At 52.5% G+C, this 12,981-nt stretch carries 7 protein-coding genes; 3 read left to right on the top strand and 4 right to left on the bottom strand.

The genetic code is table 11. From position 1 onward, the window contains the following. Window positions 1–327: 327 nt before the first annotated feature. Window positions 328–1,509, bottom strand: coding sequence for an FAD-dependent oxidoreductase (locus tag C7W93_RS14480; protein ID WP_108442131.1), 1,182 nt, complete (start codon window positions 1,507–1,509; stop codon window positions 328–330). 315 nt (window positions 1,510–1,824) lie between these two features. On the opposite strand from C7W93_RS14480, the gene C7W93_RS14475 reads away from it, so the two are divergent. Together C7W93_RS14475 and C7W93_RS14470 are read left to right on the top strand one after the other, a co-directional pair. After that, window positions 1,825–4,137, top strand: a complete 2,313-nt coding sequence (locus tag C7W93_RS14475; protein WP_108440901.1) for an NADP-dependent malic enzyme — start codon at window positions 1,825–1,827, stop codon at window positions 4,135–4,137. A 374-nt stretch (window positions 4,138–4,511) separates the two neighbouring features. After that, on the top strand, window positions 4,512–6,164 hold the full coding sequence (locus tag C7W93_RS14470; protein ID WP_108440900.1) for a 3-(methylthio)propionyl-CoA ligase: 1,653 nt from the start codon (window positions 4,512–4,514) through the stop codon (window positions 6,162–6,164). A 30-nt stretch (window positions 6,165–6,194) separates the two neighbouring features. Here the strand turns inward: C7W93_RS14470 and C7W93_RS14465 are convergent, their stop codons facing one another. The 3 genes from C7W93_RS14465 to C7W93_RS14455 form a co-directional block, all read right to left on the bottom strand. Continuing rightward, window positions 6,195–7,136, bottom strand: a complete 942-nt coding sequence (locus tag C7W93_RS14465; protein ID WP_108440899.1) for a 5'-nucleotidase — start codon at window positions 7,134–7,136, stop codon at window positions 6,195–6,197. 124 nt (window positions 7,137–7,260) lie between these two features. Further along, on the bottom strand, window positions 7,261–7,950 hold the full coding sequence (locus C7W93_RS14460; protein WP_108440898.1) for a response regulator transcription factor: 690 nt from the start codon (window positions 7,948–7,950) through the stop codon (window positions 7,261–7,263). Continuing rightward, window positions 7,931–11,362, bottom strand: a complete 3,432-nt coding sequence (locus C7W93_RS14455) for an ATP-binding protein (protein WP_108440897.1) — start codon at window positions 11,360–11,362, stop codon at window positions 7,931–7,933. Before C7W93_RS14455 ends, C7W93_RS14460 begins: the two co-directional genes overlap by 20 nt. A gap of 321 nt (window positions 11,363–11,683) precedes the next feature. On the opposite strand from C7W93_RS14455, the gene urtA reads away from it, so the two are divergent. Further along, on the top strand, window positions 11,684–12,937 hold the full coding sequence (gene urtA / locus C7W93_RS14450) for an urea ABC transporter substrate-binding protein (RefSeq protein WP_108440896.1): 1,254 nt from the start codon (window positions 11,684–11,686) through the stop codon (window positions 12,935–12,937). Window positions 12,938–12,981 lie beyond the last annotated feature (44 nt).

Below are 12,981 nucleotides of genomic sequence, written 5' to 3'. Positions count from 1 at the left end.
CTCTCCGTGGATGCTTGCTGGTGGCGGCCCGGCAGCCGGTCACTTTGTTCTTGCTTCAGCTAGGCGCCCTCGCAGAAAACGCGACCAAAAAGAAGGCGACCGCCAAGACGCTGCCCTTCGGATTCCCAAACTTTTTAGCCATCCCGAGGGCCGAGAAACCAACTCGCTGCGCTCAAACGTGTTTCCCGCCTATTTCCGAGTGACAGCTAAAAAATTCGGCAGCGCCCCATGACGGCTAGGTCAACTGCCACTTCAACAGCAACCGCAGCTGCTACTTCAAAAACAATTTCAACTTTGGCTGCGCTTGTCGCATCTACTTCAACTGATTTAATCCGCTTTCGTTCCTAGCGCTGCTAGTAATGCTTGTCTTGCTTTGGCTTCTTGCGGGGCTACGCCAAAACCTACCATGATGTTTTCTGCGTTGAAGAAGCGGCAGATGGTTTTTTCGCCGTCTTGCTCTGTTTCCCAGCGGCCGCCTTCGATTGCGTGGCGTGGTGGTGGGACCAGTGCTAGTGGATAGCTTGGAGTTTTGACGATTACCGGGGCATCTTTTAGTTCTATTTGGGTGTTTTCGCCGGTGAGGGTTTTTGCTATGGCGCGGGCGGCGCTCATTATTGGGGCTATGTAGGGTAGGGGACTGGTGCGACCTTGGTTGTCTAGGCGGTATTCGGCGCAGTCGCCTAGGGCGTAGATGTCTGCTGCGCTGGTGCAGCCGTGGTCATCTACTAAGATGCCGCGGTCGGTTTTTAATTGGGCGGCTGTGGCTAGTCTTAGGTCTGGACGCAGGCCTACTGCGGTCAGGACTACGTCTGTGGTGATTGTTTCGCCGTTGGCTAGTGTTACTTGCAGGGCTTCGCCAGCGTGGTCGATGCGGGTGGCCGTTGTGCCTAGGTGCAGATTTATGCCGCGTGAGGTCAGGGCTTTTTGCAGGCCTTGGGATAATGCCGGGGCTGCCAGGGCTGCTAATGGCAGGGCGTTCGGGTCGATCAGGGTGATTGCGTGGCCGTGGGCTGCGAGGTCGTCGGCGAATTCGCAACCTATCAGGCCTGCGCCCAGAATGGTTACGCGGGCTGAGGCGCGGTGTTCCGGTAGTAGTTTGGTGCGGAATGTGGCGTAGTCGATGATGTGATTGACTGACAGTACGGTGTCGCTGGCGTCGCCGTCGATGTGTAGGCGGATCGGTTGTGCGCCTACGGCCAGGACTAGTTTGTCGTATTCGAACGGACCGGCGCTGGTGTCTAGTATCTTGGCGGTGCTGTCGATGTTGTTGACTTGCACGCCAGGGAGGACAGTGGCTTGTAGTTGCTCGGCCATTTGGGTGGCGCTTTGCGTGATCAGTTGCGCGGCGACTTTCTTTTGTGCGAACGCATTCGACAGCATCGGTTTTGAGTAATAACCGCCGTCGTCTGCGGTAATGATTGTCAATGGAATAACTTTGTCCAGACGGCGTAATTCGCGGGCTAGGGTATAGGCGGCCATGCCCGCGCCGATGATGATGATTGGTTTCATGATGGTTTCTGAGTGAGTCGGTTGGGCGTGATGATAATGCGGATTCGCGGAACCGGCTAGGGCGAATGCCTGTTCTTTAATCAATGTTCGCCATCGGTTAAATACGATGATGACACATTGTTGCTTGATAGATATTGATTATTTAGTATTTATTGATCATAGTTTTTTTCTTTGACTGCCGTGGTCCGCATACACAAAAATGGCGATGTGGATTGTACTTATGAGAGAGGCAGTTCATACCAAAAACGCATAAGTTGACGCGTGCAGTCTGCTAGAATTACCGTCCTTTCACATGAACTATTTGGGGACAGCAGCATGGATTCGATGATTGATACAAAAGAAGAACTTCGCCAACAATTGCGTCAAGCTGCACTTGAATATCATGAGTTCCCGACGCCGGGCAAGATCAGCGTTACTGCGACCAAGACATTGACCACGCAGCGCGATCTGGCGTTGGCCTACTCTCCCGGCGTTGCTGCCGCGTGCGAAGAAATCGTCGCCGACCCGGCCAATGCATTCCGCTATACAGCGCGTGGCAATCTGGTTGCCGTCATCACCAACGGCACTGCTGTTCTTGGCCTGGGTAATATCGGCCCGCTGGCATCGAAGCCAGTGATGGAAGGCAAGGGCGTTCTATTCAAGAAATTCGCCGGTATCGACGTTTTCGATATCGAAATTAACGAAACCGATCCAGACAAACTGTGCGACATCATCGCCTCGCTGGAGCCGACTTTCGGTGGTATTAACCTGGAAGACATCAAAGCGCCGGAATGCTTTGAAATTGAGCGTAAATTGCGCGATCGCATGAAGATCCCGGTCTTCCATGACGATCAGCACGGCACTGCGATTATTGTCGGCGCGGCGATTCTGAATGGTCTGAAAGTCGTCGGTAAAGATATCAAAAATTGCAAATTGGTTGTCTCCGGTGCGGGCGCTGCAGCGCTTGCCTGTCTTGACCTGATCGTTGATCTTGGCTTCCCGATTGAAAATATTTTCGTCACCGATCTGGCTGGCGTGGTCTACGAAGGCCGGGTCGAACTGATGGATCCGGACAAATTGCGTTTCGCCCGCAAAACCGATGCCCGCAAACTGGCTGATCTGATGCCGGGTGCAGATATTTTCCTTGGCCTGTCCGCTGGCGGCGTGCTTAAGCAAGATATGGTCAAGGTAATGGGACCGCGTCCTATCGTATTGGCGCTGGCAAATCCAAATCCTGAAATTCTTCCCGAAGATGTCAAAGAAGTACGCGATGACGTCATCATGGCAACCGGTCGTTCGGATTATCCAAACCAGGTTAATAACGTATTGTGTTTCCCGTACATTTTCCGTGGCGCGTTGGATTGCGGTGCAACCACTATTACGCGTGAGATGGAAATCGCGGTTGTCCACGCGATTGCAGAACTGGCGCAAGCCGAGCAGTCGGATGTTGTCGCGGCAACCTACGGTATCGCAAATATGTCATTCGGCCCGGATTACATTATTCCGAAGCCATTCGATCCACGTCTGATGATCAAGATCGCGCCAGCCGTTGCAAAAGCCGCTGAAGCATCTGGCGTGGCTTCGCGTCCGATTTCGGATATGGATGCCTATATCGGCCGCTTGCAACAGTTCGTGTATCACAGCGGTACTTTCATGCGTCCGCTGTTCCAGATTGCCAAGAAAGCACCGGCTGGGAAAAAACGGATTGTTTTTGCCGAAGGTGAAGAAGAGCGCGTACTGCGTGCGGTCCAAATCGTGGTCGATGAAGACCTGGCTAAACCGATTCTGGTCGGTCGTCCTGCCGTGTTGCAGCAGCGTATCGAGCGTTTCGGTTTACGCCTCAAAGTCGATGTCGATTTTGAAGTCATCAATCCTGACTTCGACGAGCGCTATCGCGATTACTGGCAGACATTCCTGGCAATGACCAAGCGTCAAGGCGTGACCGAGCAATACGCAAAGCTTGAAATGCGTCGCCGTCATACCCTGATCGGTTCGATGGCAATTCACAAGGGCCATGCTGACGGCATGATCTGCGGCACCTACGGAACGCATGATTTGCATTTGACCTACATCGACAAAGTATTAGGCCGTCGTGAGGGCGTTAATGTCTACGCAGCGATGAATGCATTGATTTTGTCGAATCGCCAATTGGTGATAGTCGATACGCACGTCAATGAAAATCCAACTGCTGAACAAATTGCAGAAATCACGATTCTGGCAGCGGAAGAAATGCAGCGTTTCGGTATCAAGCCACACGCAGCGTTGCTGTCGCATTCCAATTTCGGCTCCAGCAATAGTGCGTCTGCGCAAAAAATGCGTAAGGCGTTAGCGATTGTGCGTGAACGTGCGCCGGATCTGGAAATCGACGGTGAAATGCATGGCGATACAGCTTTGGATCGGGCTTTACTGAAAAAAGTAATGCCAGATTCAACCTTGACAGCAGACGCTAATTTGGTCGTGATGCCTAACATCGACGCTGCCAATATCGCCTATAACTTGCTGAAAACGACTTCCGGTAACGGTGTCGCAGTCGGTCCAATTCTGTTGGGTTGCGCCAAGCCGGTACACATTCTGACGCCATCGGCGACGGTCCGTCGTATCGTCAATATGACAGCGTTGTGTGTAGTGGATGCCATTTCTGAGCGTTGATTGTAAAGTGCTCAGGCTTGCGTAATCGCAGGCCGTAATAGTAGTTCTGTGTGCGGCAAGCTAAGTTTTCGCATACAGAACGGATAAAAAGCCCGGATTTTTCGCCTAAACGCGATAATCCGGGCTTTTTTTCGATCAAATATTCACCCTGCCGACGATTTAGCGATAGTGGACATGCAATTCTGCCTCACGCTATTCCTTAACATCAATGAGGCCACTGGCAAGTCCCAAACAAGCCGCCACAGCAACCCTATTTTTTCCTAGTGAAGTGGCGATAAGTCCTAGTAATATCAGTCTTGATCAAAATGTAAATGTGCTGACGGTTCAGCGCTGATTTTTCAGCGCTGCCGCAAATGTCGTTACCGGAGACGCAAATGTCAGAATATCTAAAGAGCCCTTTAATGGGCCAAATGATGCGTCAGCCTCTGCTGATTTCAAGCATTATCATCCACGCAGATCGCCATTTTGGCGATAACCAAATCGTCTCGCGCCGGGTTGAGGGCGATATCTACCGCTACACCTACCGGGATTGCCATCGGCGCGCACGGAAGCTGGCCAATGCGCTGAAGACGCTCGGCGTAAAAATGGGCGATCGGGTCGCCACACTGGCATGGAACGGCTATCGCCACATGGAAGCGTATTACGGCATTTCCGGTTCTGGCGCGGTGTTGCATACCATCAACCCGCGTCTGCATTTTGAGTTGATCGCCTACATCGCGAACCATGCTGAGGATGCGTATTTGCTGTTTGACGCCTGCTTTCTGCCCATCATTCAAGCCATCGCGCCGCTGACAAAAACCATCAAGGGTTATATCGTCCTCTGTGATCGCGACCAGATTCCGCAGGATCACAAAATCCCCAATTTGTTGTGCTACGAAGAATTGCTGGACGCCAGTTCCGACGACTATGCATGGCCGCTGTTCGATGAAAATTCTGCCTCCAGTTTGTGCTACACCTCCGGCACTACGGGCAATCCCAAAGGTGCACTGTATTCGCATCGCTCGACGCTGCTGCATTCTTACGCGTCGGTCATGCCGGATAGTCTGAATGTCTCCGGGCGCGATACGGTCTTGCCGGTGGTGCCGATGTTTCACGTCAATGCCTGGGGTTTGCCTTACGCCGTACCGCTGACGGGTGCCAAGCTGGTCTTGCCCGGCGCAGCGCTGGATGGTAAGTCGTTGTATGAATTGTTCGAGCAGGAAAAGGTCACTTTTTCCGCCGGAGTGCCGACAGTCTGGTTGGGTTTGCTGACGTATATGGCGCAGAATAAACTCACCTTTTCGACGTTTAAGCGCACCGTCATCGGCGGCTCGGCCTGTCCGCCTGCGATGATGAAAACCTTGCGCAATCAATACGGCATCGAAGTTATCCATGCGTGGGGCATGACCGAAATGTCGCCGCTCGGCACCAGCGGCACCTTACAAAACAAGCATTTGTTGTTGCCAGCCGAGCAGCAAGAAGCCATTCTGCAAAAGCAGGGGCACGCCATCTTTGGCGTCGATATGAAAATCGTCGATGACGATGGCAACGCTTTGCCGTGGGACGGCACAACCTACGGTAATTTGCTGGTGAAAGGGCCGTGGATCATCGACGCGTATTTTAAAGATGAAGGCGGCGATGTTTTGGAAGATGGCTGGTTTCCGACCGGCGACGTGGCAACCATAGATCACGATGGTTACATGCAGATCACCGACCGCAGTAAAGACGTGATCAAATCCGGCGGTGAATGGATCGGCACCATCGATCTGGAAAATATTGCGATGGCGCATCCCGCCGTGCAGATCGCCGCTTGCATCGGCGTGGTCCATCCGAAATGGGATGAGCGGCCATTGCTGCTGGTCGTCAGAAAACCGGACGCCGAAGTCACCAAAGAAGAATTATTGGCATTTTACGAGGGCAAAATCGCCAAATGGTGGACCCCGGACGATGTTGTCTTCGTCGAAGCATTGCCCATCGGCGCAACCGGTAAATTGTTGAAGAATAAGTTGCGTGAGCAGTTCAAGGATTACATCTTGCCCACTGCCTGATTGCGAGAAAATAGGCGCAGGCTAGTGTTATCAATCCGCTGCGTCTTTATTTTCTTGCCATTTAATCGGCACCCGGCCGGTCTGCACGTGCGGCGATGCGCGTTCGCAGTGACCGGGTTGATCGTCAAAAAACATGTGCGGTCTGAAGGCAGCCAGCACGTCTGATTTGGCGACGCCGCCCATGAAGAACGTTTCATCAATGGTGACATCCCAGGCGCGTAATGTGCGGATCACCCGTTCGTGGGCTGGCGACGAACGTGCCGTCACCAGCGCGGTACGGATCGGCGCAGCGCGGCCATCGGGATTTTTGAAATTGCTCTGAATAAACGATAACGCCATCAGCAATCGTGCGAAGGGACCTTTTGGCAGCGGTTTCAACGCGTTTTCACGCTCGTGCTGCTCAAAAGCTTCAATCCCTCTGGCTTGAAAAATGCGCTCTGATTCATCCGAAAAGATCACCGCATCGCCGTCAAATGCGATGCGAATCTGATCCAGCTCCTGAACGTCGCCGTCAGCACTTTGATGGATCGGCATTTGATACAGCAGCGCAGCGGGTGTATCCGAATTGATGGCCGCCTGCACGTCATCTTCATGCAGCGACAAAAATAGGCTGACATTAAAGGCATGCAGATAAGGTGCCAGCGACGCGCCGCCGGACAATACTGCCCGTGTGATATCCAGCTCGTAATGTTTGATTGCGTTAAAAATGCGCATCGACGTTTCGGACGAATTGCGCGACATAATCACGACTTCGACCAAACGTTGATCTGGGGTCAGTTTGTTTAACTTCAGCAACGCCTTGACCAGCGCAAACGCCGCGCCGGGTTTCAGAATCTGATTTTCATTCAGTAGTTGATGCTGCTGATACGCCGCTAACCCCTGCGTGCGAAAAATAGCTTCTTCCGCTTCCAGATCAAACAAGGCGCGGGAAGAAATACCGATGACGAGCAGTTTATCGAGAGAAAAGGGCATGGACGTTGGTCGAGCAAAGAAATTGATTGCTCATTATAGTCGGCTATCTGGTCTATCTATAGACAGCGGTCCGACTAGCCTCGTCTTCGCAATACCGCGCTGCTAATGACAGATCAATGATTCATCAATGGCTGACCTGCTGACGATTAAGCGCCATGCCAGCGGCGGCAGAGCGGGTTTCCACTCCCAGCTTAATAAAAATGTGCTCCAGATGTTTGTTCACCGTACGTGGGCTCATGCCCAGAATCTCCGCAATATCGCGATTGGTTTTACCCTTCGCCAACCAGTTCAGCACATCGGTTTCACGCGGGGTAAGCCGATATTGCTCCAACGCTGGTATCAATCCCGATGCCGAAAGGGTAGCTGGTTGCACAGCCATTTTTTCTTCCAGCGCATCGATCACGCCTTTGGCTTGCGCCATCATGCGCGCGGTCTTGATATGCGCACCGATACGGGCCACCACCTCTTGCGGGCGTATCGGTTTAGTCACGTAATCGATCCCGCCGACCTCAAAACCCTTTACCACGTGCTCGGTCTCGGTCAGCCCGGTCATAAACACAACCGGCACGTGATCGACATGTTTTAATAGTTTGATCCGACGGCAAGTCTCAAAGCCATCCATGCCCGGCATTACCGCGTCCAGCAGAATCAAATCCGGGGTAATACGTTGCAATCGTTCCAGCGCGCTGGCACCGTCGGTTGCGACCAACACGATATGCCCGCTTTCATCCAATGCATCCGACAACACCGCCAGATTGTCCGGCACGTCGTCGACGATCAGCACCACGTGTCTGTCAAACCTTGTCGACATCATCACGCATCATCTCCTTAATACGGTTATTAAAATCATTCAGCCGGAACCGCTTTACCAGGCCCCGCATCTCGTTGGTGAAGGGCAAATACGCCTGATCTTGTGCGGCGATCTCATCTAGCCGTTGCAAAATACCTTTGACATAGCCGATCTCTCCCAGCGCCAGCAACGCGTCGAGCTTTTCTTGCGACGGATAGAGAAACATTACTTTTGTCTGCACAGGCAACGGGGCTAGCGTCACTGGTGTCGGTGCTGGTCCTGCAATCCAATCCAGTTTCAGATGCAGCCGGATTTTATATAGCAGTTCATTAAACGATACCGGCTTCACGACAAAATCGGTATGCAGCGCCGTTTCCAGACGTTCCGGTCCGCCATCGATCGCGCTGGCCGATACCATGATCACCGGCAACTGCGCATGACCGCGCGCGCGTATCGTGCGGCAGACCGCCCAGCCATCCATGATCGGCATAGAAATATCCAGCAGCACCAAATCAGGCAATTGCGCCGCAATCGCTGCCAACCCTGCGGCTCCGCTATCAGCTTGCGCAATCACAAAACCCAATGGCGACAAAATGGCGTGCAACACCGCCCGCTGCGAGGCTTGGTCGTCAATGATCAGAATGCGTTTTCTAGCACCGCGATAGCCCGACATTTGATCTTCCAGTTTCAAGCGTGGACGCGGAACATTTACTTGCGGCAAGTAAATCTTTAGCTGAAACGTACTGCCGATGCCGATTTCACTCTTGACTGTAAGTTGGCCGCCCATGATATGGGTCAGCATGCTGCTGATCGCCAGACCCAGACCGGTGCCGATATCCTCACGCAGATTGGCCGCATCGCTGCGCTCAAACGGCAGAAATATCCGCGTCAGGTCTTCGGCGTTGATGCCGATGCCGCTATCGACGATATCGAAGTACGCCATTTCCCGCAGATAACGCACTCGTAATGTCACGCTTCCGCTATCAGTAAACTTGACGGCATTGCCCAGCAGATTAATCAGAATCTGACGCAAACGTTTTTGATCGGCGTGCACCACCTCTGGCATGCGTTCGCCTTTATCGAACTGAAACTGCAAGCCTTTCTCGGCAGCTTGTGGTGCGATCATATCCACGATCTGATCCAAAAATTCGTTCAGCGGCACCTCGTCGGATGCCAGTCGCATTTTGCCTGCTTCTATCCGTGCAATATCGAGCAGGCCGTCAATCAGACTCAACAAATGTTCGCCGCTGCTACGAATCACGCCAACCGCATCGCGCCTGCCTGCTGGCAACGCCGCGTCCAGTTGCAAAATTTGCGCGTAACCCAGAATGCTATTCAACGGCGTGCGTAATTCGTGACTCATCCCTGTCACGAAGCGACTTTTTGCTAAATTTGCCGCCTCTGCCGCTTCTTTGGCGCGTTGCAATTCGCTATCGGTTTGTTTATGCGCTTCGATCTCTTGCAGCAGCAGATTGGTCTGGCGCTCGGATTCTTCATGTGCCACTTTGCGGCTTTCATTGGTCAGAATCAACCACCATGTGCCGACGCCAGTAACCACAATTAATACCGCAAACAATTTAATAAAAACCTCGGACATCGATGCGGGCGTGGACGCAACTCCGGCCACCGGCACGACTTGCTGGTAATACAACGTCCATAAAATCAGGGCCAGTCCTGCTGACAGCAGGCCGAAGACGATCAGATAGTGCCCTATCCGCGTATTTAATTTGCGGGTAAACCGTACCGGCAATATCCGGCGCAATGCATTAAAAATTTGATCCGGCATCCGCGCATCGGTCTTGCAGCGGTCATTACAACGCGCATCCAGCGAGCAGCATAGCGAACAAATCGCGCCTTGATAGGCTGGGCAATGCGCCATATCCGGCGTCTCAAATTGCTTTTCGCAAATCACGCACTCTAATTGTGCGTGCGTGTTTTCGTTAAGCGCCGTATCGGTCTCATCCATCAACGTATTCGGGCGCGCAATATAATAGCGGCCCTTCGTCAGCCACGCGATGATCGGCGCAATCAGCAACGCACTGCCCAACGCAATAAACGGCGACATCGCTTTGGCGACGACGCCAAACACGCCCGCCATCGCAATCCCCGACAACACCGACGCTAACAGCATTGCGCCGACGCCGACCGGATTAATGTCATACAAATGCGCACGTTTAAATTCAATATGCGGCGGACTTAAGCCTAGCGGTTTGTTGATCACCAGATCAGAGACCACCGCGCCGATCCACGAAATCGCGACCAGCGAATACAGGCCCAATACATGTTCCAGTGCATTAAATACGCCCAACTCCATCAGCAACACGGCGATCAAAACATTGAAGACCAACCAGACCACGCGCCCGGGATGGCTATGTGTCAGACGCGCAAAGAAATTCGACCATGCCAGCGAACCGGCGTAAGCATTGGTGACATTAATTTTGATTTGCGATACCACCACAAATGCCGCCACCGCAGCCAATCCCCAGGCCGGGTCGGAAAATACATAGCGATAGCCGATCAGATACATTTGCGTCGGCTCGATTGCCTTTTCCATCGGTACTTCGTGCTGAATTGCCAGATACGCCAATAAAGCGCCGCCTAGCATTTTAGCTGCGCCGATTAAAATCCAGCCGGGACCAGCCAGCAATAATGCGCTCCACCAGCGGACCCGATTTGCGGGCGTTTTCTCCGGCAAAAAGCGCAGAAAATCGACTTGTTCACCGATTTGCGCGATCAACGAAAATGCCACTGTCGCAGCCGAGCCAAACAGCACGACGTTAAATGCCGTGCCATCCTCAGCCCGTCCGGCAAAAGACATTAAGTTAGCGACCGCATCCGGTTCTTTATGCAAGACCGCGATGTACGGCAGCAGCAGCAACACAATCCATACTGGCTGAGTCCACATCTGCAAGCGATTAATCAGTGTGATCCCGTAAGTCACCATCGGAATCACGATCAACGAGCAAATAATGTAGCCCAGCACTAACGGCAAGCCGAAATACAGCTCGACCGCCTGCGCCATGATCGACGCCTCCAGTGCAAAAAAGATAAATGTAAATGACGCATAAATCAGCGACGTAATGGTCGAGCCGATATAGCCGAATCCCGCGCCGCGTGTCAGCAAATCCATATCCACGCCGTATTTCGCCGCGTAATAACTGATCGGCAAGCCCGTCAGAAAAAACAGCAGCGTCACACAAATGATGGCCCAGAAAGCGTTAGTGAAGCCATAACTCAGCGTAATCGCGCCGCTGATCGCCTCCAGCGCCAGAAACGACACCGCGCCCAAGGCGGTATTCGCCAGTCGAAACTCTGACCATTTGCGGAAGGAGCGTGGTGTAAACCGCAGCGCGTAGTCTTCCAGCGTCTCGTTGGCGACCCAGGTGTTGTAATCGCGCCGGACTTTGACGATGCGCTGGGTGGCAGGGGCTTTCACGGAATTCGGTCCTCTTTTGCTACGGCTAAATGGCGTTGTTTTGTCTCTACACTTAAGCAATTTCCACACCAGTGAGCGGCCTCGCTTATACGTCATTTGACGTAGGCCGCATGCGTATTTCAGCCATTTTTTGGCTTTGCATGCCTCTCACCACCCCAATTTCACGCCATTGGCGCACCGATTCAGTGCGGGCTTCTTACGTCAAATAACGTATTGCTGCACTGCGGCGCAAAACTTACTCTCCAATCCAACGCGTTCCGATTAGCGCAAATTCAAAACGCCAACCGATTTCTTTAGTCCATCGTTCTCAAGGAGCACTGCATGTCGCACCGTTCATCTCACTCTTTAACGTCATTCCGCCGTCGCAAAATGTTGATGGGAATGGCGGCCAGCGCTGCCATGCTGCTGCCACTGACGGTTTTTGCGCAACAATTTCCGACCGCCAAAGTCAATACCACCAAGCTGGCGATCACTGATACTGAAGTAACAGTCGGTCAGTTGCATTCGGCTACCGGCACGATGGCGATCAGTGAAACAGGTTCGATTCAGGCCGAGCGTCTGGCGATTGAACAGATCAACGCTGCTGGCGGTATTTTGGGTCGCAAGATCAAGATTATTCAAGAAGATGGCGCCAGTGACTGGCCAACTTTTGCTGAAAAAGCCAAGAAATTGCTACAGAACGATCACGTTGCCGCCGTCTTCGGTTGCTGGACATCGGCCTCACGCAAAGCGGTATTGCCGATCTTTGAAAAAGAAAACGGCTTGCTCTACTATCCAACTTTTTACGAAGGTCTGGAGCAATCGAAGAACGTTTTCTATACCGGACAAGAAGCCACGCAGCAGGTGTTGGCTGGCCTGAACTGGGTCGCCAAAGAAAAGAAAGCCAAAACGTTCTTTCTGGTCGGCTCTGACTACATCTGGCCACGCACGTCAAATAAAATTGCGCGCAAACATATCGAAAACGTCCTGAAAGGTTCCGTCGTCGGCGAAGAGTACTACCCACTCGGCAACACGCAATTCGGTTCTTTGATCAACAAAATCAAACTGAAAAAACCAGACGTAATTTTTGCTGACGTGGTTGGCGGCAGTAACGTGGCGTTCTACAAGCAATTGAAGGCCGCTGGCGTCACTGCTAAGACCCAGAACCTGCTGACTATTTCAGTTACGGAAGATGAAATGCTTGGCATCGGCGGTGAAAACGTCGAAGGTTTCTACGCTTCGATGAAATATTTCCAAAGTCTGGACAACCCAGCTAACAAGAAATTCGTCGCCGAATTCAAAGCCAAATACGGCGCGAATGCCGTCATCGGCGATGTTACCCAAGCCGCCTATCTGGGACCTTGGTTGTGGAAAGCAGCTGTTGAAAAAGCCGGTAGTTTTGACGTCGATAAAGTCGTTGCCGCTTCGCCAGGAATCGAGCTGAAAACATCCCCTGAAGGCGATGTAAAAATTCATCCGAATCATCATCTGTGGAGCAAAACCGTCATCGGTGAAGCGCAAAAAGACGGCCAGTTCAAAGTTGTTTATACGTCGGACATGATCGAACCTAATCCTTTCCCTAAGGGTTACCAATAATAGTTTTGCAGTCGTAAAAGTCAGGCGTGCAGCACCATCGCCTG

Source organism: Glaciimonas sp. PCH181, assembly GCF_003056055.1.
Taxonomy (GTDB): Bacteria; Pseudomonadota; Gammaproteobacteria; order Burkholderiales; family Burkholderiaceae_D; genus Glaciimonas.
The sequence above is the reverse complement of the archived record's forward strand: the minus strand, read 5'-3'. Positions and strand labels throughout refer to the sequence as shown.